Raw genomic sequence first — 22,591 nt, forward strand, 5'->3', positions numbered from 1 at the left:
GTCCCCCGTACGATCGGCTTGTGCGTGTCCTTCTCGTAGGCTCGGGCGGGCGTGAGCATGCCCTCGCCACCGCCCTCGCTGCCGACCCGTCCGTCACCTCCCTGGTGTGCGCCCCCGGCAACCCCGGCATGGCCGCGCTGGGCGAGGTCGTACCGGTGGATGTCACCGACGTCGACGCGGTCGCGGACCTGGCCGTCCGCGTCGGGGCCGACTTCGTCGTGATCGGTCCGGAGCAGCCGCTGGTCGCGGGCGTCGCCGACGCGGTCCGCGCGACGGGCGTTCCCTGCTTCGGCCCGTCTCGGGCGGCGGCGCGGCTGGAGGGCTCCAAGGCGTTCGCCAAGGAGATCATGCAGGCGGCGAACGTGCCCACCGCACGGTCGCGGGTCTGCGTGGACGCGGCCGAGACGGCCGCCGCCCTCGACGAGTTCGGTGCGCCGTACGTCGTCAAGGACGACGGGCTCGCCGCCGGCAAGGGCGTCGTGGTCACCTCCGACCGGCAGGCCGCTCTCGACCACGCCGCCGCGTGCGACCGGGTCGTGGTCGAGGAGTACCTGAGCGGGCCCGAGGTGTCACTGTTCGTGGTCACCGACGGCGCGGCCGCCCTGCCGCTGCTGCCGGCCCAGGACTTCAAGCGCGTCGGCGAGGGTGACACCGGGCCGAACACCGGCGGTATGGGGGCGTACGCGCCGCTGCCGTGGGCGCCGGCCGGCCTCGTCGACGACGTGATGACCGACGTGGTGCACCCGACGCTGGCCGCCCTGCGCGAGCGCGGTACGCCGTTCGCCGGGCTGCTGTACGTCGGCCTCGCGATCACTCCGGACGGCCCGAAGGTCATCGAGTTCAACTGCCGGTTCGGCGATCCCGAGACCCAGGTCGTGCTGGCGCTGCTCGAGACGCCGCTCGCGGGCCTGCTGCACGCGGCCGCCACCGGCACGCTCGCCGCGCACCCGCCGCTGCGCTGGCGGTCCGGCTCGGCGGTGACGGTGGTCGTGGCAGCCGAGAACTATCCCGGTACCCCGCGCAAGGGCGACGTGATCACCGGTGCCGACGGCGTCCCCGGCGTCATCCACGCCGGCACCGCCCGCCGCGACGACGGTGCGCTGGTCTCCGCCGGCGGGCGGGTGCTGTGCTGCACCGCAACGGGCCCTGACCTGGCCGCCGCCCGCGCGGGCGCGTACGCGCTGGTCGACGGCGTCCGGCTGGACGGCGCGCAGCACCGGCGCGACATCGCGCTGGCCGCCGTACGCGGAGAGATCGCGGTCCCCGCCGCCTGAGGCGGTCAGTCCCGGATGGAGGCGGTCAGTCCCGGATGCGGGGCAGGTGCATCGTCGCGTCGTTGGAGTCGGCCACCGACCTGCCCCGGGGCTGCGGCAGCGGGTTGGCCGGCTGGATCGGCAGGGTGGATTTCGGCGTGTTCAGCGGAGTGCGCGTCGGCGCCGGGGGCGGGGCGCCCGGCGCGTCGGGCGGGACGATCAGGAACCGCCGCATGATCTTGCCGGTCGCGTTGCGCGGCAGTTCGGCCACGAAGTGCACGTCGCGCGGCACGCTGAACCGGGCCATCGCCCGGCGCACGTACTCCCGTACGGCCTCGGAGTCCAGCTGCTCGCCTGGGTACAGCACGATCCAGGCGGCCAGCCGCTGCCCGTACTCGCGGTCGGGCACGCCGACCACGGCCACCTCGCGTACCTGCGGCAGTTCGGCGATGGTGTTCTCGACCGCGGACGGGTAGACGTTCTCCCCGCCGCAGATCACCATGTCGTCCTCGCGGCCGTCGACGTACAGCAGCCCGTCCGAGGAGAGGTGTCCGATGTCGCCGGTCGAGATCAGCCCGTCGCGCCACTCCTTGCCGCCGCCGTCGGTGTACCCCTCGAAGATCATGTCGTTGCCGACGAAGATGCGTCCGATGTGCTCGGGCGGCATCCGGTCGCCGTTCGCGTCCAGGATGAGCACCCGGGTGCCGACGGGTGGACGGCCGGCGCAGGTCGGGTCGGCGCGTAGCTCACCCGGGGTCGCGATGCTCGCCCACGACGCCTCGGTCGACCCGTACAGGTTGTAGAGCACGTCGCCGAACACGTCCATGAACCGGCCGACCATGGGCGCGGGCAGCGCCGAGCCGCTGCTCGCGACGACGCGCAGCGGGGTCTCGACGCGCCCGGCCGGCGCGGCGTCCAGCATGCGCTGCAGCATGACCGGTACGGCCAGCAGGGCCGTGCAATCATGCTCGTGCACGGCGGCGATCGTCTCGCCCGGGTCGAAGCGGCGCCGCAGCACGATCGTCGCGCGCAGCGCCAGGGCGATCTGCAGCCCGGCGTAACCCCAGGTGTGGAACAGCGGTGCGGCGATGAACATGCGCTCACCGGCCGACATCGGGATTCGGGAGATCACGGCGGCCAGCGGGTTGAAGCCGCCGGGGACCGGCCGGCGCGCCCCCTTCGGAGTGCCCGTCGTTCCCGAGGTGAGGACGATGGTGCGGCCCGGCTGCGCCGGCGGCGCGAGATCCGAGCGCTGGGCTCCTTCGATCAGGCCGGCCACCGTGGGAGTGGCCCGCCGCTCGTCGCCGTCGGCGCTGATCCGCGCCACCGTCGCCGGCACGGCCGAGGCCATCTCGAAGAACTCGTCGTCGTGGATGAGTACCCGCACCGCCTGGTTGTGCAGGACGGTCTCGAGCTGTCCGGGGCCCAACCCGGTGTTGACGAGCACCACGTCCGCGCCGATCGCGCCCGCGGCGAGCATCGATTCGATCATCGAGGCGGAGTTGCGGCACAGCAGGCCGATCCGGTCGCCCGGCCCCAGGCCGTAGCTGGCGCGCAGCGCGTTCGCCAGCCGCCGTGACCGCAGCGCCAGGTCGGCGTAGGTCAGGCAGCGTCCCTCGTCGATGACGGCCACCCGGTCAGGGCTGCGGGCCGCGGCCGACCGCATCTCGCCGGTGAGGCTGAAGCCCCACCGGCGCAACGCGTTGAGCTGCCGAACTACCTTGTCAGGCCGACCGGGCGCAAGGAGTCCACGGCGGGCGAGGGTGCGCAACAGGAAGGCTGCTTCCACGTTTTTCTGCCTATCACTCGTGGTGCCCCCACGGTATGCCCCGCGCCACTATTCCATCGACCGGTACCAGCGCGTTCAGCGGATGTACCGGCCCGAGATCGCCCGGGACACCACGAGCCGCTGAATCTCGCTGGTACCTTCGAAGATCGTATATATCTTCGCGTCTCGATACCATCGCTCGACCGGGTGATCCCGAACGAAGCCGGCACCGCCCAGGATCTGCACCGCCTTCTCGGTCACGGCGACCGCGACCTCACCGGCCTTCAGCTTGCTCATCGAGCCCTCGCCGGCTTCGAAGGTCCGGTTGTTGCGGCCCATCCACGCCGCCCGCCACACCAGCAGCCGGGCCGCGTCGAGCTCTGTCCGCATGTCGGCGAGCGCGAAGGCGATGGCCTGGTTGTCGATGATCGGCCGGCCGAACTGCTCCCGGTTCTTGGCGTACTCGAGGGCGTACTCGTACGCCGCGCGGCCGATACCGAGGGCCTGGGCGCCGACCGTCGGACGGGACAGCTCGAACGTGCGCATGGCCGCCTGGCCGCTGGCCCGCTGCCCCTCCCGGGCCCTCGCCAGCCGCTCGTCGAGCGCCTCCTTGCCGCCGAGCAGGCAGCTGCCCGGTACGCGGACGTCATCGAGGAACACGTCCGCGGTGTGCGAAGCGCGCAGGCCGAGCTTCTTCAGCTTCTTGGTGGCCGCGAGGCCGGGGGTGCCGGGCGGGACGATGAAGCCGGCCTGCCCGCGCGAGCCCAGCTCCGGCTCGACGCTCGCGGTGACCACGTGGACGTTGGCGATGCCGCCGTTGGTGGCGAACGCCTTCTGTCCGCTGAGGATCCATTCGTCGGTGGCCTCGTCGTACCGGGCCCGGGTGCGCATCGATCCGACGTCGGAGCCGGCGCCCGGTTCGGTCGTGCAGAACGCGGCCACCTTGGGGTCGTCGGCGTCGCCGAAGCACTGGGGTACCCACTCGACCAGCTGGTCGGGGGTGCCCGAGCCGTAGATCGCGGCGACCGCCAGGCTGGTTCCGAAGATCGACATGGCGATGCCGGCGTCGCCCCAGAACAGCTCTTCGTTGGCGAGACACATCGACAGCCCGGTCGGGTCGCCCCAGGCGTTGATGAGGAACTCGAAGCCGTAGAGCCCGATCTTGGCCGCTTCCTGAATGATCGGCCAGGGGGTCTCTTCGCGCTCGTCCCACTCCGCGCCGGCCGGGCGCACGACCTCGCTGGCGAAGCCGTGCACCCAGTCGCGGAGGTCCCGCTGTTCCTCGTTCAGGTCTAGCGAGAACTCAGGCATGCGTCAGGCCTTGGGGATCTCGAACAGGTTGGCGATGTTCGCGGCGAGGCCCAGGTCGCCCTTGGCCTTCAGCTTGCCGGTCATGAACATCATCATCGGGTTGCCGTTGCCGGAGACCACCTTGATGAAGTCGACCGGACCGACGGTGATCGCCAGCTTGGGGTCGTTCTCGGGGCTGGGTGAGAGGGCGCAGGTCCCGTTCGCGATCACCAGCTCGTACGCGTCCGCGCCACCGTCGGCGGCGCCGGTGATGTTCCAGTGGATAACCGCGCTGGTGGAGCCGGCGCGGTCCGGGCGGAACAGGCTCGGGAACTTCGCGAAGATCGCGTCGAGGATCTTCTTGCGGTGCTCGCCCTGGAGCAGCTCGGCGATCTCCGAGTCCTTCGTGTTCTTGACGATCTGGGCGAACTGCTTGGGCTCGACGGTGGCGAAGTCCAGGCCGGTGATGTCCGTCATCTGTCCCCCTGTAGTGGCGTTTACCTTACTCGTGCGTAACGTTACGGGTGAGTAGGTAAGCTTGCAAGGTGCCACCCATCACCTCCAAGCGTGTTCCCCGCGCTGTACGCGAACAACAGATGCTCGACGCCGCCGTGTCCGTCTTCGGCCGTCAGGGCTTCCATGCCGCGTCGATGGACGAGATCGCCGAGGCCGCCGGCATCTCCAAGCCGATGGTGTACGCCTACCTCGGAAGCAAAGAGGACCTGTTCATCGCCTGCCTGCACCGCGAGGCGACCCGGCTGGTCGAGACCGTCCTCGAGGCCGTCGGGTCGAGCGCCCGCCCCGACGAGCAACTGTGGAACGGGCTGCGGGGCTTCTTCGCCTTCGTCGGCGCCCACCGTGAAGGCTGGAACGTGCTCTACCGCCAGTCGCGCGGCCGCGAGCCGTTCGACAGCGAATGGACGGCGATCCGCGGGCGGATGGTCGACATCGTGGCCGGCCTGCTGGCCCGGGCGGTCGCGTCCGTCGGCGGTCCGGGCGGCCCGGCAGATCTGGAGCCCGTGTCGTACGCCCTGGTCGGCGCCGCCGAGTCGATGGCCGACTGGCTGGCCGACCACCCCGGCGAGGACCCGGCGCGGACGGCCGCCCGGCTGATGAACGTCATCTGGCTCGGGGCCGAGGATCTGCTCCGCGGCGCGGTGTGGCGCCCCTCCTCGTAAGGACGGCCTCGTAAGGACGGCTGTCAGGCGTGCAGCGCCGGCCCCAGGAGGGTCAGCGCGGCCAGCACCACCAGGACCGCGACCATCACCCCGATCTGCACCTGGGTACGCGCGTTGCGCGGCGCGTACGCCAGGCCGGCGCCGAGGATCGCGCCGGTCACCAGGCCTCCCAGGTGGCCCGCGATCGAGATGTGCGGCACCCCGAACGTGATGATCAGGTTGAGTACGAGGACGGGCAGGATCCCCGCGAGGCTCCCGCCGAGCCGCCGTACCACGATCGCGAACGCGGCGAACAGGCCGAACAGCGCGGTCGATGCGCCCGCGGTCGGCGAGTGCGGGCTGAAGAGGTATGCCGCGACGTTGCCGCCCACCCCGGCCAGCAGGTAGAGGGCGAGGAAGCGGGCCCGGCCGAGCGCCGCCTCCAACTGGCGGCCCAGCACCCACAGCGCCCACATGTTCATCGCCAGGTGCAGCACGCCGTAGTGGATGAACATGGCGGTGATCAGCCGGTACCAGCCGCCGTCGTCGACGCCGGGATAGACGTGCTGCCCGATCCGGTAGCTGTCGGCGGTCACCGCCCCGAACGCGTCAATGACGGCGCTGCCGCCGGTCAGCAATCCGCCCGCCGCGACGCGCGCGCCGCTGATCAGCGCACCGAGCAGAGCCACCGCGATATTGATCGCGAGCAGCGTCTTGGTCACGGTGCCCCGCTGCCCGGCCGCGGTACCGCCGAAAGCGGTCCGGGCCGGCCGCTGAGCGCGCCGCCCCTGGGCGACGCACTCCGGGCACTGGTGACCGACCGACGCCTCGTTCATGCAGTCGGGGCAGATCGGCCGGTCACAGCGCGTGCACCGGACATAGGTCTCCCGCGACGGGTGTCGGTAGCAGGCCGGCACACCGACGGACGGGGGTTGTGTCATGCGTGCAAGACTACTGAGTCCGCTCAATCTCGACGCGCTCGATGACGACATCCTGCAGCGGCCGGTCCCGCGGGTCGGTCTGGGTGCCCGCGATGGCGTCGACGGTCTTGCGTGAGTCGTCGTCGGCGACCTCGCCGAAGATGGTGTGCTTGCCGTTGAGCCACGTCGTCGGCGCGACGGTGACGAAGAACTGCGAGCCGTTGGTGCCCTGGCCGCCGCGCGTGCCGGCGTTCGCCATCGCCAGCAGGTACGGGCGGTTGAACTGCAGGTCCGGGTGGATCTCGTCGTTGAAGGTGTACCCCGGGCCGCCGGTGCCGGTGCCCGTCGGGTCGCCACCCTGGATCATGAAGCCGCTGATGACCCGGTGGAACACCGTGCCGTCGTAGTACGGGCCGCTGCCCTGCTGGCGCGTGCGCGGATCGGTGTACTCCCGCGTACCTTCGGCAAGCTCGACGAAGTTCCGTACGGTCTTCGGCGCGTGGTCGGGGAAGAGCTCCACACGGATCGGTCCGACGTTGGTGCGCAACGTCGCGAAGATACGCTCGGCCACAGTGCTCCCTTTCGTGGAGAAGATCTTCAGCGCTTACCGTACCCCCGCCCGTCGCGCGCCGCCGCTCGTGGGCCCGACGCGCGCGTGACCCGCGAATCCGCGCCGGGCGGGCCTCGTGGCAGGCGGCAGCGACGACCGCCACGGGTTCTTCCGACCGCCTCCTGGGTAATGCGAGGTGGTTAGGAGTGTTCGCCGACGCAGGAGGTGGGACCGTGTTTGGACGGCGTCAGGTGAGGACGCACAACGACATGATGCGCGAGGAGTTCGGCGAGAGTATGGATCACCTTCGCATGGCCGGGGCACACGCCGCCGGATCGGTCGCGGAGATGATCGCGCCGCGAATGGACGTGATGCGGGAGCGAATGATCGAGCCGGCGATCGACAAGTCGGTGGACATGGCCCGGGACGGGGCCCGGCGGGCGGGCGTGGTGGCACGTCGCGCCACCGGGAAGAAGCCGACCATGAAGGCCCGGCGGTGGCCGCGGATGGCCGGCGGACTGATGATCGCCGGCGTAGCTCTGGGCGCCGTCAGCGCGCTGCTGGCGCGGCGGAGGCAGCGCAAGTGGAACGAGTACGAATCGACCGGGGCCGCCATCACCGGGGAGGCGAGGTCGGTCGCCGACTCGGCCCGGTCAGCCGCATCGTCGATGACCGAAACGGCCAAGGAGAAGGCGGAAACGGCCAAGGAGAAGGCGTCCGACGTGATGAGCCAGATGAAGGAGGCGACCGGCACCTCGCCGTCGTCGGTCACGCCGCCGCCGTCGTCGGTCACGCCGCCGCCGTCGTCGGGCTCGCAGCCGTCCGTCACGCCGCCGTCGACCACCGGCACGGGTGAGTCGCTCGCGAGCGGTTCGACCGGTTCCGGCTCACGTAACGGCCGTCCCTAGCGCACCGGGCACCTGTTCCGAGGGGAGCGCGTCGGCGCTCCCCTCGGAGTGCGTACGGGGGTCTACAACCAGCCCGAGCGCCGGAAGGCCCGGTACATCGCGAGCGACACGGCGACCATCAGGGCCAGGAACACCGGGTAGCCGAACTTCCAGTTCAGCTCGGGCATGTACTTGAAGTTCATGCCGTAGACGCCGGCGATCATCGTCCACCACCCCGCGATGGCGGCCCAGGCAGCGATCTTCCGCATGTCGTTGTTCTGGTCCACCGACACCTGGGCCAGCCGCGCCGACAGGATCGAGTTGAGCACGTCGTCGAAGTACACGACCTGCTCGACCGTGCGGGTCAGGTGGTCGTTGACGTCGCGGAAGTAGCGGCGGACCTCGCTGGGTACGTCGGCGAGCTGCCCGCTGGCCAGGCCGGCGAGCGGGCGCTGCAGCGGCATCACGGCCCGTTTGAACTCCATCAGCTCCCGCTTGAGCTGGTAGATGCGCTGGATGCGACCGCTGCCCTGGCGGGCGAAGACGCTGTCCTCGACGGCCGCGATGTCCTCCTCGATCGCCGCCGCGACCTCGATCAGTCCGTCGACGACGAGGTCGTACACCGAGTAGGCGATCGCCCAGGGGCCGTGTTCGAGCAGTTCGTGCTTGTCGCCCAGGCCGGCGCGCACGGGCGCCAGCCGAGCCGCGTCGCCGTGTCGGACGGTGATGATGAAGTGCTCGCCGATGAACATCATCACGTCGCCGCTCTCGACGACCTCGCTCGTGTCGGTCAGCTCGGCGTGCTCGACGTAGCGGGCCGTCCGCAGGGTCACGAAGGTCATCGCTCCGTAGCGCTCCACCTTCGGGCGCTGGTGGGACTTCACGGCGTCTTCGACCGGCAGCTCGTGCAGGTCGAACGTGTCGGCGATGTCGGCAAGCTCGTTCGCGTCGGGCTCCTTGAGCCCCAGCCACACGAACGCCTTGCGGGCGTGGCGGGCGGCGGCCAGCGCCTCCCGGTAGTCCCAGTCCCCGGGTTGCCGGACCCCGTCGACGTAGAGCGCGCAGTCGACGACGGCGCTGCGACGGTCGCCGTCGAGGCCGGCGGGGTCCGGAGCGGCCGGGCCGGTGCTGCGCATCCGGTCCACGGCGCGGCGGACCGGCGCGGGCAGCACTCGCGACAGACCGCGGCCGAAGCCGTCGTCAGTGGCCATGCACTACTCCAGACCTGTGAGGTGGTGCGACCGCCACGACGTACTTCGCAAGGTGAGCACCGGGCGGGCCGTCCGCAGGTGGGGGGTGGGGGCGGGGCGGCCCGCCCGGTGCCATGGGGGCGGGGGGTGATGCCTGTGGACGCGGTGTTATCTGACAATCGCGCCGCGCAGGATTGTGATCCATCCAACCCGGGCGGGGGAACCCCTTCACATCACGGTTTGGTGTCAGACCTGGCCGCGGACCTCCGCGACGGCGGCCGCGAGCCGGCGTACGCCCTCCTCGACCTGGTCACTCGTGACCGCCGAGTAGGCCAGCCGCAGCGAGTGCCGACCGCCTTCGAGCAGGAAGTCACTGCCCTTGACGACCGCCACACCGCGCGCGGTCGCCGCCGGTACGAGCTTGTCCACGTCGACGTCCTCGGGCAGGTCCACCCAGAGGAAGTAGCCGCCGTCGGGCTCGGTGAACCGGGCGTCCGGGAGGTGCTTGCGCAGGGCGTCGGCGAGCAGCCGGGAGCGTTCGCCGAGGGCGGCGCAGACGGTCTCGATGGACCGGTCGATGTCGCCGGTGACGCAGAACTGGTGCACGATCGCCTCGGAGACCATGCCGGGCGAGATGTACAGGTTCGTCGCCCGCTTGGCGATCGTGGCGATCAGGTCCGTAGGCCCGACCAGGTAGCCCACGCGCACGCCCGGGCAGACCGTCTTGGTGAACGAACTGGCGTGGACGACGGTCCCGTCGGTGTCCAGCGACAGCATGGACGGCAGCTTGTCGCCCCGGAAGCGGATGTCCGCGTACGGGTCGTCCTCGAAGATCGTGAAGCCGTACTCCTTGGCGAGCGCGATGAGGGCCCGCCGCCGGTCGGCGGACAGCGTCACACCGGCCGGGTTCTGGAAGTTGGGGATGACGTGGGCGAGCTTCGGCCGCACCCCCGACTCCAGCAGCTTGCGCAGCTCATCGACGTCGATGCCCTCGGCGTCCAGCGTGATCTGGTGCACCTTGGCGCCGACGTTGCGCAGGTTGAGAAGGGTCCGGTCGTAGGTCGGCTTTTCCACGATCACGTCGTCGCCGGCGCTCACGAAGTGCTCGAACAGCAGCGCGTCGGCCTGCAGCGAGCCGTTCGTCACGATCACCTGGTCGACGTCGACGCCGTGCTTGTCGGCGATCCACTTCCGCAAGGGCGGGTAACCCACCGCCGTGCCGTACGCGGTCACGCCGGCCGGGTCGGCTTCGAACGCGCGGACCGCGGCGGCCTTGAGGCCGTCGACGTCGACGATGTCGAGGGAGGGGGCACCACGGGCAAAGGAGATGAGCTGCGCGGAGGTCATGGTTGTCAAGGGTACGGCCTACGCGCGATCGATTTTGTCAAGCCCTACGCCCGATCTTGTGGACGGCGCGGGCGGTTGTGGCCGGGGCAGCGCCGGTGCCACGCTGAACCCGAGGATCGGGGGCATGACCGTGACCGTCTCCGTGTCGCACGAATTCGGCCGCAGCTGGACCGTTGACGATCTTGCCGGACTTCCGGAGGGCGTCCGCTACGAAATCGCCGACGGGAGTCTGCTGGTGAGCCCGCCGCCCTCGTTGCACCACGTCTTTATCAACAACCGGCTGCACCGCCTGCTGGACAGCAACGTGCCGGAAGGCCTCTGGTGGTCGACTGTGGGCCTGGGATCAACATCAGGAATCGGACGACCTGATACATCCCCGACGCCCTCGTGGTGCGGTAAGAAGCTCTCCGGCGGGCGGCGGACGTGCTCCAGCCGGCCGACGTGCCGTACCCGCTGGTCGTCGACCCGGCGGACGTCTTCTAGGCGGGCACCGACGAGCGGTTCTGGGCCCACACCCGGACGATGTCGCGCACCGAGATGACGCCCAGCACCTCGTCGTCGCCGCAGACGACCAGGTGGCGGAAGCCGCCTTGGATCATGGCAGCGGCGGCCTCCTCGAGGGTCCAGGACGGCCCGGCGTAAACCACGTCCCAGGTGATGTGGTTGGCGGTGCGCTCGACGTCCGGGTCGAGCCCGGCGGCGAGGGCGTTCAGCACGTCGCGTTCGGTGATGATGCCCACCCCCGACCCCTCCGGGTCGATCACCAGGGCCGACCCGGTCCGGCGGGAGGACATCAGCCGGGCGGCCTGGCGAAGCGTGTGCTCGGGGCCCACGGTGAGGACGGCGTTACTCATGGCGTCGCGTACCTGCATGGTCGAATCCCCCTTGAAGGCGCGTGCGCACATGGTCCCGCCGACGGGAGAAACACTCAAGACTTCCCATTCGCGGACTTCGCTGTTAAGTGCCTTCCCCCGCAAGGGTGAACGGACCTGCGCGCGAGGCGATCAACCTGGAGGGCCAATACTGGACAGCATGCGCTTCCTGTCCGAACGGTCCGGGCTGTCGGAACCGGCACCCTATGACCTGACCTACGACGACGTCTTCATGGTGCCCTCGCGATCGAGCGTCGAGTCGCGTCTGGACGTCGACCTGGCAACCAGCGACGGCACCGGTACCACCATCCCGATCCTGGTGGCCAACATGACCGCGGTCGCCGGCAGGCGCATGGCGGAGACGGTCGCCCGCCGTGGCGGTCTCGCGATCATTCCCCAGGACATCCCGGTCGACGTCGTGGCCGACGTCGTGAACTGGGTCAAGCGTCGCCACCTCGTCCACGACACACCGATCACGCTGAGCCCGACCGACACCGTCTCGCAGGCGCTCGCGCTGCTGCCCAAGCGCGCCCACGGCGCCGTCGTGGTCGTCGAGGACGGCCGCCCCGTCGGCATCGTCACCGAGGTCGACTGTGCCGACGTCGACCGGTTCACCCAGCTCGGCGCCGTCATGTCACGTGAGCTCCTCACGCTGCCGGTCGACATCGCCCCCGAGGAGGCGTTCGAGCGGCTGCAGGCCGGCCACCACCGGGTCGCGCCCGTCGTCGACGGATCCGGCGCGCTGGTCGGCATCCTGACCCGCAAGGCGGCGCTGCGGGCGACGCTGTACCGCCCCGCCACCGACGCCGACGGCCGGCTGCGGATCGGCGCCGCGATCGGCATCAACGGCGACGTCGCCGGCCGCGCCGACAAGCTGCTCGCGGCCGGGATCGACGTCCTCGTCGTGGACACCGCGCACGGCCACCAGGAACGGATGATCTCCGCGCTGCGCGCGGTCAGGGCGCTCAAGCCGGCGGTACCCGTGGCGGCCGGCAACGTCGTCACGGCGGCCGGCGTGCGTGACCTGATCGCGGCCGGCGCCGACATCGTGAAGGTCGGGGTTGGTCCCGGCGCGATGTGCACCACCCGGATGATGACCGGGGTCGGCCGCCCGCAGTTCTCAGCCGTGCTGGAGTGCGCCGAGCAGGCCCGCAACCTCGGCGGGCACGTGTGGGCCGACGGCGGGGTGCGGCACCCGCGCGACGTGGCCCTGGCGCTCGCGGCCGGCGCGTCCAACGTGATGATCGGCTCCTGGTTCGCCGGCACCCACGAGTCCCCGGGCGACCCGCAGCGCGACGCCGACGGCCGGCTGTACAAGGAGAACTTCGGCATGGCCTCGGCCCGCGCGGTCAGCCGCCGGACCTCCGACGAGACGCCGTTCGACCGGGCCCGCAAGGCGCTGTTCGAGGAGGGCATCTCGACCTCGCGGATGTACCTGGACCCCCGCCGCCCCGGCGTGGAGGACATCATCGACGAGATCCTGGCCGGCGTGCGCAGCGCGTGCACGTACGCGGGCGCCCGTACCCTCGCCGAGCTGCATGAACGTGCGGTGATCGGGGTCCAGAGCGCCGCCGGTTACGCCGAGGGAAAGCCGTTGCCCATCAGCTGGTGAGGGCGCCTGATCCGCTGGTGACGCCGCCCGTACGGGCGGGGACGGCCCCTGCCCGGGCCAGATCGCGATATCCTGCCTCGCGTCCGACGGGGCGGACACCCGTACCGACGCGAAGGGAAGTCCGCGTGGTGATCAACGTGGTGATCCTGGCCGCTGGCCTGGGCACCCGGCTCGGCCGTCCGTATCCGAAGCCGCTGACGCCGCTGGCCGACGGCCGCAGCATCCTGCGTCAGCAGCTGGACCATCTGCGGCAGACCTTCGGCACGCAGGCGCACGTCACGATCGTGGTCGGGTACAAGATGGACCTGATCATGGAGGCGGCCGCGGCCGAGGCCGCGTTCGTCTACAACGAGCTGTACGACCAGACCGGCACCGCCAAGAGCCTGCTCAAGGCGCTGCGGCTGGCGCCGCCCGGCGGGGTGCTGTGGCTGAACGGCGACGTCGTCTTCGTACCCGGGCTGCTCGACACCCTCGCGCCGTACATCGAGGCCGACCGCAGCTTCGTCGCGGTGAACACGGCGAGCGTCGCCGACGAGGAGGTCAAGTACACCCTCGACGCGGACGGGTACGTGTACGAGCTGTCCAAGAAGGTCGTCGGCGGCCTGGGCGAGGCGGTCGGCATCAACTACGTGTCGGCCGCCGACCGCGGCGTGCTCGTCGCGCACCTCGAACGCTGCCCGGACACCGAGTACTTCGAGTACGGGTTGGAGACGGCCATCCGGGACGCCGGGCTGCGGGTCGCGGCCGTGGACATCTCCGCGTACGGCTGTGTCGAGGTCGACTTCGAGCCGGATCTGGACCGGGCCAACGCGCTGGACGGCGGCCGGTGACCACCACGGAGCGGCCGGTGCGTCCCACAGCGGCCGACTTCCTGGCCCGTAACCGCGGTGGCGGGCTGTTCACCGAGACGATCAACCAGCGGATCGCGGCGCACGTGTCCGTCGCCGCCGAGCGGCTGGGGCTGCCTCCGACCGCGCTGACCCTGACCAACTTCGTCCTCGGGCTCGCCGCCGCCGCGCTGGTCATCCTGACCGCGCCGGCGATGGCCGACGGGCGGGTGCCGGCGCTCCTGGTCGGCCTGGTCGCGCTCGTGCTGTGGCAGGTGGCGTACTCGCTGGACTGCGCGGACGGCCAGCTCGCCCGGGTCACCGGCCAGTCCAGCCCGGCCGGCGCCCGGCTGGACATCCTCTGCGACGTCGCGCTCCAGATCTCCCTGGCCGCAGCGGTCGGCAGCGTCGCGTACGCCTACCACCCGGACGGCGTACGGCCCTGGCTCGTGGCCGGTTTCGCCGGTACCTGGATGGTCAACCTGGTGACCTCCGCGCTCCAGCAGGGTGCGGCGGCCGCGAGCCTGGTCACGAGCAGGTCCCTGATCGTCCGATTGCTCAAGTTGGTCCGCGACTACGGCGCCGTGGTCACCGTGATCGGCCTGGTCGTCGCTGTGGTACCCGCGTGGACCGTCTGGCTGATGGTCGCGTTCACGGTCGTCAACGGTGGATTCCTGCTGGTCAGTATCGCCGCGTCGGCGCGCGCCAGCCTGAACCGGAGCTGACGGGTGCCGGGCCTGCGCAACGCGCGCTGGGTGGGCGCGGGGCTGGCCGACCAGTTCGTGGTGGCCTGCGCCAACGCCGGCAACACCGTGGCGGCCCTGCTCCTGCTCGATCGGAACCGCTCCGGCGTCATGCTGCAGTCGCTGGCGCTGATCTACGTGGTCATGTTCCTCAACCGGGCGTTCGTCGGCGACGTGCTGCTGGCGCTCGCCTCCCGGTACGAGGGTGAGTGCCGCGACCGCCTGGTGCGCAACGGACTCGCCGCGGCGGTCACGTTCGCCGCGGCCGCCGCGGTCGTACTGCTGGTCATCTGGGCGGTGTGGCCCGGGAACAACCTCAGGGACCTCGTCTGGATCGCGCCGTTCCTGCCGGTACTGCTGTTGCAGGACACCGGCCGGTGCAGCTACCTCGCCGACCGGCAGCCCACCAAGGCGCTGGTCACCGATCTGGTCTGGGTCGGCACCCAGGCGGCCGCCGTGGTGGTCATGTGGCTGACCGGCCACGCCAGCGCGCCGGGCCTGCTGGTGTGCTGGGCGATCGGTGCCGCGGCGGGGCTCGCGGTCTTCCTGCTGCGCACCGGGCACCGCCCGTGGCGGGGTCGGCCGATCCGGTGGCTCGGCGAGACCCGCCACCTGTCCGGCTGGTTCACCGCGACGGCCGTGATCGGACAGTTCCAGGTGCTCGCGGTCACCTTCCTGGTCAGCGGCCAGCTGTCCAGCCTGGCCCTGTCCGGGCTGCGGGGGGCCCAGACGGCGCTGCTCCAGCCGGTACAGAACTTCGTGACCGCCGTCCAGGGGCTGGTCGTGCCCCGCGCGTCCCGGTTGGCCCGCGACGCCGCCCGGTTACCGGGGGTCGAGGGCGAGCAGGCGGGGGGCTCGCTGCGCCGGCTGACGTGGAAGCTCGCGCTGGCGTTCACCGCGCTGGCCGCCCTCATGGTCGCGGTGATGTGGCCGGTGGCGACGCTCGTGCTGGTGCACATCCACAAGTTCAAGGACATCGCCCCGCTGGCGCTGCCGGTCACTCTCCAGGCGGGCATCTACGTGGTCCAGGTGCCGTTCACGGCGGCGCTGCGCGCCATGCACCGGGCCCGGCTGCTGTTCGTCCAGTACGCCGTCTTCACGACCGCCAGCCTGACGGCGCTGGTCGTCGGGGCGCACCTGCACGAACTGAAGGGCGCGGCCTGGGGCCTGCTCCTCGGCGCGGTGGTCGGGCTGGTCGTGATGATCGCCCTGTACGGGTACGCGCTGCGCTTCCTCGGCCAGCCGGAGCCGGAGCGGCTCGCGGAGAGACAGCTAGTCCCATGATCGCGGAAACTTGTCCGTGTTCCAGCACGGACACGTTTCCGCGATCATGGAGCGAGTGAGTTCTCGATCATGAGGCGGTCCCGGCCGGCGTTCTTCGCGGCGTAAAGCTGCGCGTCGGCCCGCGCGAGCAGGGTCGACTGAGTGCTGTCGGGAAGTGCCGGCGCCGCGCCAATACTCACCGTCACCGGCAGCGCGCCGGTGATCGGCTGCCACGGGTAAGAGTGGACGGCGAGCCGGACCTCCTCGAGGCGGCCTGCGGCCTCGGCGGTGGAGCCCGGCAGCACGAGCAGGAACTCCTCGCCGCCCATCCGGGCCACGAGGACGGCGTCGTCGTCATCGAAGGCAGCGGCGGCGGTTGCCAGCAGCTCAGCCACGATCGCCAGAACCCGGTCCCCGACCTCGTGTGAGAGCCGATCGTTGATCCGCTTGAAGTGGTCAATGTCGATCAGTGCGGCGGCGAGCGGCTCGCCGTGCTGCGCAGCGTGAGCCAGCAGGACCGGTAGTCGCTCGTCGGCGTAGCGGCGGTTGTGTAGCCCGGTGAGCGGATCGCGCCGCGCCTGTTCCCAGAACCGCCGGGCGTCCTGGCGCGCCTCGGCGGTCTCGAACATCGCCTCCCTGATGCGGGCCCGCGCCTCCCGCTCCTCCGAGCGGAGCGCCTCCGCCGCGGCGTAGAACTCCTTGTGCGTGGCGTACGCGGACTCGAAGTCGCCGCGGGCGGCGTGCAGTTCGGCCTGCTCCCTCAGGGCCCGCACCCGGACCTCGGCCAGGCCGCGCTGCTCACACAGGCGCAGGCACCGGTCAAGTGTCTCCTGCGCCCGGTCGGTGCCGCCGCATAACCGCTGCGCCTCGGCGAGGGTCAGCAGGAGTTCGGCGAGGAGATCGGCCTCCTCCGACGCCGGAGCGTATTCGGCCAGGACGGCTGACAGCGTCCGCTCCGCGTCGCCCGGGCGGCCGATGCCGATCTGGGCCCGGGCCACCGCGTCGTGGTAGATCTCCTTCAGCGGCATCCCGTGCGCGGCGGCGACAGCCTGCATGCGCTGAGCCACCGCCCACGCCCGCTCCGGTTCGCCGGCCTCGTACTCGGTGTATGCGAGATTGTTCAGGACCATGATGTGGCGCGGCACGTCGCCGAGGCTGATGTAGATCTCCTCGGCGCTGGCGTACCGCCGGCGGGCCTCCTCGAACGAGCGCGCCCAGCCGAGCGCGTCGGCCAGAGTTACCAGGAACCGGCCACGCTGCAGCGGCGGGGCGTCGTCGTCGAGCAGTTCGACCGCGCGGACGGCATGGTCCAGGCAGGATGCCGTGTCGCCGAGGTAGTGGTAGGAGCGCGACAGTTGCCAGTGGCTTTGCGCGAGCAGGTCGCGGTGGTCGTGGTCGGCCGCCCAGCGGTTGACCTCCCACGCCAGCCGGGCAGCGGGGCCCACCTCGCCCTTACGCTCGAGGGCGTTCTGCCGCAGCAACCGGGCCCGCATCCGAAGCTCGACGTTGCCGGTCTCCCGCTCGACCTGCGCGGCAACGGTAAGCGCGCGCTCGATGTCGAACTCGTCCTGGGACCGGGTGACAGCGTCGATCAGCTCGGCGAGCTGCTCATCCGAGCACGGCGCGGTGTGCCGTTCGGTGACGCGCGTGGTGCTCACGCGCTCACCATCGGCAGGGGCATAGGCGGACCTTAGCCCAGGCCGACCGGTACCTGTCCAGAGTCGATCGGAGCCCGCGACCCACCGTCGGCCTCCCGCGGGCCGAGGACGAGCCACGCCTCACCGGCCACCAGCAGGATCCACAGGGTGCCGCCGGTGCCGCCCAGCAGCCAGTCGGCCGTCGCGATCGTCGGCACCGACCCGACCGCCGTCACCAGCAGCCAGGCGGGCGCCGCCCGCCTCGCGTCCCCTGATCCGTACCCCCGCCAGGACCGCCACAGCAACAGGCCGAGCCCGAGCAGGAAGGCCAGCTCGCCGAGGACGCCGCCGCGGCGCAGCGCGCCGACCGCCGCGTTGTCGGTGGTCAGGTCCATGTTGTTGCGCCTGACGACCGCCCGGGACGTCGCCGTGTCGCCGAAGGCCTTCTGTACGACGTTGCCGTGCAGCCACTCCTGCCCGACCTGCTTCCAGGACGCCGTGCGTCCACTGGTCGGGTCGCCCGCGTTGTACCGGGCCTTGAACAGGAAGCCCTGGCCGCTGGCCTCGGAGACCGCGCCGACCAGGGCGGCGATCACGAGCGGCACCGCCACTGCCACCCACACCCGCCGGTACGACGGGAGGCCGGCGCCGTGGCGGCGCAGGAGGGCGTACCCGTGGACCACCGCCGCGGCGGCGAAGTACACGAAGCCGGTGCGTGAGTTGGTCAGGTAGACCACCCCGCCGGCCAGCAGCGTGACCGTCAGGCGCTGCCAGACCGCGAACGCGCGGTCCACCCCGATCCGCGTCGCGATGACGACGGCGATCAGCGCGAGCGAGTTCGGGTGGTACATCAGCCACTTGCCGCCCCAGAACCGGTGCACCATCACCTCGGTGCCCCAGCCGTTGTGCGGGACCACGTGCCGGTGCTTGAACAGGTTGCCCGCTCCCGACAGGAACAGGGCGGCGATGGCGAGCAGGAACGAACCGGCGATGCCGACGGACAGATCCCGGCCCCGGTCGCGACGCACCCCGGCGACCACGGTGAGCACCGCGAGGCCGAAGACCCCGGCGTACGCGATCCGCTGCGCGCCGACGGTCCACGCGCCGACGAGCAGCGCGCCGACGATGCCGAGCAGCCAGTACGCGAGGCCCAGCCAGGCGGTGCCGAGGCGGGGCAGCGGCGGCAGGTCGCGCAGCCACGGCCAGCTCCACCAGGCGAAGACGATCCCCTCGGCCGCCAGTACGCCCCAGATGAGGCCCTTGCCGGTGTCCGTGTACGTCCAGCTGGCCATGCCGGCGAGGACGAAGAAGCCGCCGGTGACCAGGCCGCGCAGGGTCAGGCCGGGCAGCGTGCTGACGAACCAGACGATCGCCGCCGCGAGCGCGCCCGCGATCAGGGCGCCGAACGCGTAGCGCAAGGAGTGACTGCTGACGAGCTCCACCAGCCCGGTCGCGAGCGCCACGACAGCGCCGGCGCCGATCGCGACCCGGTTTCTCACTTGGCCACCTCTTCGTAAATTTCGATCAGCCGCTGTACCAGCACCTCGGGGGCGAAGCTCTCCTCGTACCGCCGCCTGGCGGCCGGTGCGAGACGGGCCGCGCCCGCGTACGCGGCCTTGAGCCCGCCCGCGATCGCGCCCGGCTCCGGCTCGACCACCCAGCCAGCGTCTCCGACGAGGTACGGGATCCCGCCCATTGTGGTGCCGAGCACCGGTCGCCCGCAGGCCAGGGATTCCAACACGATCGTGGGGAGCACGTCGTGCCAGGCGGACGGCGCCACCACGCACGCGGCGGCCGCGATCTGGGCCATCGTCGCGGCCCGGTCGAGCGGGCCCAGATAGGTCACGTCCGCGCGGGCCGCGGCGACCTCCTCGGCCAGCGGGCGCAGCGGCCCGTCCCCGGCGATGCGCAGCGTGCCGAGTTCGCCCTCGGCGTGGCCGCGCCAGGCGTCAAGGAGCAGGCCGAGGCCCTTCTCCGGGGACAGCCGCGCGGCGAACAGGAAGCCATGCCCGGGCGTAACGGAGACCGGACCGGGGTCGGGGACCGCGTTCGGCTTGACGCTGATCCGGTCGGCCGGGATTCCGTAGTCCCGCAGGTGGTCGCCGATCGCCGAGGTCAGGGCGATGTACCGGTCGACCGAGCGCCACGTGCCCCGGTGGATCGCGAGGGTGGTCGCCATGACCGCGCTCTGGGCGCGGGAGCCCCGGTAGCAGGCGTGCTGGATCGCCGGCAGCCCGAGCGCCCGGCCACGGCAGTCGTGGCAGACGTGCCCGTCGCGGAAGTAGAGGCCGGACGAGCAGACCTGCCGGTAGTTGTGCACCGTCTGGATCACCGGTACGCCGTGTCGGTGCGCGGTGCGGACCACCCAGGGCGACAGCAGCGGGTACGGGTTGTGCAGGTGCAGCAGGTCCGGCTTCTCCGTGCGCAACAGGTCGGCCAGCGCCTGCTGCGAGGCCCGGTTGTAGACCGGGGACAGCGGCAGCAGCGCCTTCTGCGTCGCCGGGAGTGAGGAGATCTCGTCGGAGCTGCGCAGGAACGGCACGACCGTGACGCCGGCCGCACGCAACTGGGCGATCTCGGCATCCACGATGACGTTCTCGCCGGACGGCGACGCCGCTGCGTAGCGGTTGTGCGCGACGACGACCTTCAGACCGGGCTTCATAGCGGATTGAGCCTACGGCAGCGGCATGATCTCGGGCAGACTGAACGCGTGCCTGAACTCCCCGAGGTCACCGCCCTCGCCGCCTACCTCCGCGAGCGGGCGGTCGGACACCGTGTCGACCGCGTCGAGGTGGCGGCGATCAGCGTGCTCAAGACGTACGACCCGCCGGTGACCGCGCTGTCCGGTGTCGAACTCGTCGACGCGACCCGCCACGGCAAGTTCCTGGACGTCCTCTTTGCCGGCGATCTGCATCTCGTCATCCACCTCGCCCGGGCCGGCTGGCTGCAGTACCGGGACACCTTTCCCGGTACGGCCCCGCTCAAGCCGGGCAAGGGGCCGATCGCGCTGCGGGTGCGCCTCGACGACGGCTCCGGGTTCGACCTGACCGAGGCGGGGACGCAGAAGAAGTTGGCCGCGTATCTGGTGCGCGACCCGGCGCTGGTGCCGGGGGTCGCGAAGCTGGGCCCGGACGCGCTCGCGGCGGACCTCGACACCTTCGCGGAGCGTTTGCGGTCCCGCCGGGGCCAGGTCAAAGGGGTGCTCACCGACCAGTCGGTGGTCGCCGGCATCGGCAACGCGTACTCCGACGAGATCCTGCACCGGGCGAAGCTGTCGCCGTTCGCGATCACCGATCGGATCCCCGACGAGGCGATGGCCCGCCTGTACGAGGCGACCCGCGAGGTGCTGACCGACGCGGTGGAGCGCTCGGTCGGGCAGAAGGCCGCCACGCTGAAATCGGAGAAGCGCTCCGGCCTCGCGGTCCACGCGCGTACCGGCCTGCCGTGCCCGGTCTGCGGCGACACGATCCGCGAGGTGTCGTTCGCCGACTCCAGCCTGCAGTACTGCCCGACCTGCCAGACGGGCGGCAAGCCGCTCGCGGACCGGCGTCTGTCCCGGTTGGTGCGCTGATCACGGCTCCACCGTTTCGTGGTGTATTCAACCGGTACCCTGTCGGCGTGCACCCACGCTGGGTATTCAGGCTCTCGTTCACGGCCTTCTTCCTGATTTCGGCCGCGTGGGCGCTCGCGTTGCCCGTCAACGGCACGTACGACGAGAAGCACCACATCGTGCGGGCGTATGCCGTCGCCGAGGGCCACTGGCTCCCGGACGGCCCTGCCTCCGACGGCACCCCGTACGGCACGGAGGGCTTCGACGTGCCCGCGAGCCTGCTGCCCGGCAACCTCTACTGCGTGGTCGGCGCCAAGGCCCGCGGGTCCGCCTCGTGCCAGGTGACGGTCGCGAGCCGGGAGAAGGTCCGTACGCCCAGCGCCGCCGCCCGGTACTCCCCGGTGTACTACCTGCCGGTCGGCCTGCCCCTGCTGGTGAGCCCCGACCGGGCCGGCGTCGTGGCCGCCCGGCTGGTCTCCGCGCTGCTCGGAGCGCTGCTGCTGGCCGCCGCCCTGGCGACGGCGGTGCGCCTGGGAAGCCGGATGCTGGTCGCCGGCGTCGCGCTCGTGTCGACCCCGTTGGCGATGAACCTGATCGGCTCGGTCAACCCCAACGGACTGGAGATCGCAGCCGGGGTGCTGGTGTTCGTCACCTTCTCCGCCCTGCTGGACGGGGTGGCGAGCCGGCGGATGCTCGTACTCGCCGGTGTCGCCGCGGCGCTCCTGCTGACCGTGCGCCAGCTCGGCCCGGTGTTGTTCGTGGTCGACGTCGTCGCCTGCGGGCTGCTCGCCGGCCGCGGCCGGGTGGCGGCGTTGTGGCGCTCCGTGCCGGCCCGGTGGCTCCTGGGCGGGTTCGTCCTCGCGGGGCTCGCCGTCGCCGGCGGCTGGGCGGTGGCGTCCGGAGGCAACGATCAGCCCCCCGTGCCCGGCCACGCCATCCACGGCGACATCGTCCGGCAGATCGTCAGTACCCGGATTCCGTTCTACGTGAAGCAGATAGTGGGCCAATTCGGGTATGGAGAGATCGTGATGTCTCCGTACCTGGTGCTGCTGTGGTACCTGCTGTGCCTGGCCGTGGTGGTGCCGGCGCTGGTGTGGGCCGGGTGGCGGCTGCGGCTGGTCGCCGCCGGTCTCCTCGCGTTCTGCGCGGTGCTGCTGGTCGCCCTGGACCTGCGCTACGCGCCCCGCAGCGGGTGGTTCGCGCAGGGCCGGTACGCGATGCCGACCCTCGCCGGCGTCGTGCTGCTCGCGGCGCTGGCGTGGCAGCGCGGTGGGCTCGCGGGTGGGCCGCCCGACGGTCCCCCGGCCGGGCGGTGGGGCCGCCTGGCGCGGTCGCGGTGGCCGGTCGTCGCTCTCGTCGGGTTCACCGCGCCGGTCCACCTGTACGCGCTCGCCCGGGCCATGACCCGCTTCTCGGCAGGGCTCGACGCGTCTCTCAACCCGTTCGCCGGCTCGTGGCGACCGGTCGCCGGACCGGCCGTGCCGTTGGCCGCCGCGGTGGTCGGGCTGGCCGTGCTCGTGGCGGTGGCCCGATCGACCGCGCTCGCCTCGTCGTCGTTCACTACGTATCGTGGCGGTGAGTTGGCGCCTGGTACGGTTTCCGGCGAACTGAATAACGGATCCGTCACGCCAATCGGACAGACGGCGAGCAGGGCCACGAAAGCCTCGACAACCGATGCTGGCAGCCACTAGTGTCGTGCGGTCGTCACCTATCGTCTCCCTACGA

At 71.3% G+C, this 22,591-nt stretch carries 20 protein-coding genes; 9 read left to right on the plus strand and 11 right to left on the minus strand.

Going from position 1 to position 22,591, the window contains the following annotated elements:
- Positions 1 to 20 precede the first annotated feature (20 nt).
- Positions 21 to 1,274 carry a phosphoribosylamine--glycine ligase gene (purD, locus tag HC031_RS04070; protein WP_167923784.1) on the plus strand — a complete coding sequence of 418 codons (1,254 nt, stop codon included), beginning with the start codon at positions 21 to 23 and terminating at the stop codon, positions 1,272 to 1,274.
- A 25-nt stretch (positions 1,275 to 1,299) separates the two neighbouring features.
- Here the strand turns inward: purD and HC031_RS04075 are convergent, their stop codons facing one another.
- The 3 genes from HC031_RS04075 to HC031_RS04085 all read right to left on the minus strand — a co-directional run bounded on the left by HC031_RS04075 (position 1,300) and on the right by HC031_RS04085 (position 4,788).
- A complete protein-coding gene (locus HC031_RS04075; RefSeq protein WP_167923785.1) occupies positions 1,300 to 3,042 on the minus strand; it encodes an AMP-binding protein in 1,743 nt (580 codons plus the stop codon).
- A gap of 75 nt (positions 3,043 to 3,117) precedes the next feature.
- On the minus strand, positions 3,118 to 4,332 hold the full coding sequence (locus tag HC031_RS04080) for an acyl-CoA dehydrogenase family protein (RefSeq protein ID WP_167923786.1): 1,215 nt from the start codon (positions 4,330 to 4,332) through the stop codon (positions 3,118 to 3,120).
- A 3-nt stretch (positions 4,333 to 4,335) separates the two neighbouring features.
- Complete coding sequence (locus HC031_RS04085; RefSeq protein ID WP_167923787.1) at positions 4,336 to 4,788, minus strand: SCP2 sterol-binding domain-containing protein; 453 nt, start codon at positions 4,786 to 4,788, stop codon at positions 4,336 to 4,338.
- 119 nt (positions 4,789 to 4,907) lie between these two features.
- On the opposite strand from HC031_RS04085, the gene HC031_RS04090 reads away from it, so the two are divergent.
- Positions 4,908 to 5,489: a TetR/AcrR family transcriptional regulator gene (locus tag HC031_RS04090; RefSeq protein ID WP_167924037.1), complete on the plus strand. Its 582-nt coding sequence runs from the start codon at positions 4,908 to 4,910 to the stop codon at positions 5,487 to 5,489.
- A gap of 23 nt (positions 5,490 to 5,512) precedes the next feature.
- Here the strand turns inward: HC031_RS04090 and HC031_RS04095 are convergent, their stop codons facing one another.
- Together HC031_RS04095 and HC031_RS04100 are read right to left on the minus strand one after the other, a co-directional pair.
- Complete coding sequence (locus HC031_RS04095) at positions 5,513 to 6,409, minus strand: rhomboid family intramembrane serine protease (protein WP_167923788.1); 897 nt, start codon at positions 6,407 to 6,409, stop codon at positions 5,513 to 5,515.
- 10 nt (positions 6,410 to 6,419) lie between these two features.
- Positions 6,420 to 6,959 (minus strand): peptidylprolyl isomerase, encoded by a 540-nt coding sequence (locus HC031_RS04100; RefSeq protein WP_167923789.1) that lies wholly within the window; start codon positions 6,957 to 6,959, stop codon positions 6,420 to 6,422.
- A 275-nt stretch (positions 6,960 to 7,234) separates the two neighbouring features.
- On the opposite strand from HC031_RS04100, the gene HC031_RS04105 reads away from it, so the two are divergent.
- Entirely contained in the window at positions 7,235 to 7,846 is a 612-nt protein-coding gene (locus HC031_RS04105) for a hypothetical protein (RefSeq protein WP_167923790.1), read from the plus strand.
- Between the two features lie 62 nt (positions 7,847 to 7,908).
- On the opposite strand, the gene corA is transcribed toward HC031_RS04105, so the two are convergent.
- From corA to HC031_RS04120, 3 genes are all read right to left on the minus strand, one after another.
- Positions 7,909 to 9,036 carry a magnesium/cobalt transporter CorA gene (gene corA, locus HC031_RS04110; RefSeq protein ID WP_167923791.1) on the minus strand — a complete coding sequence of 376 codons (1,128 nt, stop codon included), beginning with the start codon at positions 9,034 to 9,036 and terminating at the stop codon, positions 7,909 to 7,911.
- A 225-nt stretch (positions 9,037 to 9,261) separates the two neighbouring features.
- Positions 9,262 to 10,362: an aminotransferase-like domain-containing protein gene (locus HC031_RS04115; RefSeq protein ID WP_167923792.1), complete on the minus strand. Its 1,101-nt coding sequence runs from the start codon at positions 10,360 to 10,362 to the stop codon at positions 9,262 to 9,264.
- Positions 10,363 to 10,841: 479 nt separating this feature from the next.
- Positions 10,842 to 11,234: a CBS domain-containing protein gene (locus HC031_RS04120; RefSeq protein ID WP_167923793.1), complete on the minus strand. Its 393-nt coding sequence runs from the start codon at positions 11,232 to 11,234 to the stop codon at positions 10,842 to 10,844.
- Between the two features lie 160 nt (positions 11,235 to 11,394).
- Here HC031_RS04120 and HC031_RS04125 point away from each other — a divergent pair, with 160 nt between their 5' ends.
- The 4 genes from HC031_RS04125 (at position 11,395) to HC031_RS04140 (ending at position 15,700) form a co-directional block, all read left to right on the plus strand.
- On the plus strand, positions 11,395 to 12,846 hold the full coding sequence (locus HC031_RS04125; protein WP_167923794.1) for a GuaB1 family IMP dehydrogenase-related protein: 1,452 nt from the start codon (positions 11,395 to 11,397) through the stop codon (positions 12,844 to 12,846).
- Between the two features lie 125 nt (positions 12,847 to 12,971).
- On the plus strand, positions 12,972 to 13,676 hold the full coding sequence (locus tag HC031_RS04130; protein WP_167923795.1) for an NTP transferase domain-containing protein: 705 nt from the start codon (positions 12,972 to 12,974) through the stop codon (positions 13,674 to 13,676).
- Positions 13,673 to 14,398, plus strand: a complete 726-nt coding sequence (locus HC031_RS04135; RefSeq protein ID WP_167923796.1) for a CDP-alcohol phosphatidyltransferase family protein — start codon at positions 13,673 to 13,675, stop codon at positions 14,396 to 14,398. The genes HC031_RS04130 and HC031_RS04135 overlap by 4 nt, the downstream gene beginning before the upstream one ends.
- A 3-nt stretch (positions 14,399 to 14,401) precedes the next feature.
- A complete protein-coding gene (locus HC031_RS04140) occupies positions 14,402 to 15,700 on the plus strand; it encodes an MATE family efflux transporter (RefSeq protein ID WP_167923797.1) in 1,299 nt (432 codons plus the stop codon).
- Positions 15,701 to 15,744: 44 nt separating this feature from the next.
- Here HC031_RS04140 and HC031_RS04145 read toward each other — a convergent pair whose 3' ends face one another.
- From HC031_RS04145 to HC031_RS04155, 3 genes are read right to left on the minus strand one after another with little or no spacing between them, the layout of a single operon-like run.
- On the minus strand, positions 15,745 to 17,337 hold the full coding sequence (locus tag HC031_RS04145) for a diguanylate cyclase (protein WP_167923798.1): 1,593 nt from the start codon (positions 17,335 to 17,337) through the stop codon (positions 15,745 to 15,747).
- Between the two features lie 32 nt (positions 17,338 to 17,369).
- On the minus strand, positions 17,370 to 18,815 hold the full coding sequence (locus tag HC031_RS04150; RefSeq protein ID WP_167923799.1) for an O-antigen ligase family protein: 1,446 nt from the start codon (positions 18,813 to 18,815) through the stop codon (positions 17,370 to 17,372).
- The gene (locus HC031_RS04155; RefSeq protein ID WP_167924038.1) at positions 18,812 to 19,966 is read right to left on the minus strand and encodes a glycosyltransferase family 4 protein; all 1,155 of its coding nucleotides are present in this window, start codon (positions 19,964 to 19,966) and stop codon (positions 18,812 to 18,814) included. The genes HC031_RS04150 and HC031_RS04155 overlap by 4 nt, the downstream gene beginning before the upstream one ends.
- A 60-nt stretch (positions 19,967 to 20,026) precedes the next feature.
- Between HC031_RS04155 and HC031_RS04160 the strand changes: the two genes are divergently transcribed.
- Both HC031_RS04160 and HC031_RS04165 read left to right on the plus strand, forming a co-directional pair.
- On the plus strand, positions 20,027 to 20,887 hold the full coding sequence (locus tag HC031_RS04160; RefSeq protein ID WP_167923800.1) for an Fpg/Nei family DNA glycosylase: 861 nt from the start codon (positions 20,027 to 20,029) through the stop codon (positions 20,885 to 20,887).
- Between the two features lie 47 nt (positions 20,888 to 20,934).
- Complete coding sequence (locus HC031_RS04165) at positions 20,935 to 22,557, plus strand: DUF2142 domain-containing protein (protein ID WP_167923801.1); 1,623 nt, start codon at positions 20,935 to 20,937, stop codon at positions 22,555 to 22,557.
- Positions 22,558 to 22,591 lie beyond the last annotated feature (34 nt).

Source organism: Planosporangium thailandense, from assembly GCF_011947195.1.
In the GTDB taxonomy this organism is placed as follows: Bacteria; Actinomycetota; Actinomycetes; order Mycobacteriales; family Micromonosporaceae; genus Planosporangium; species Planosporangium thailandense.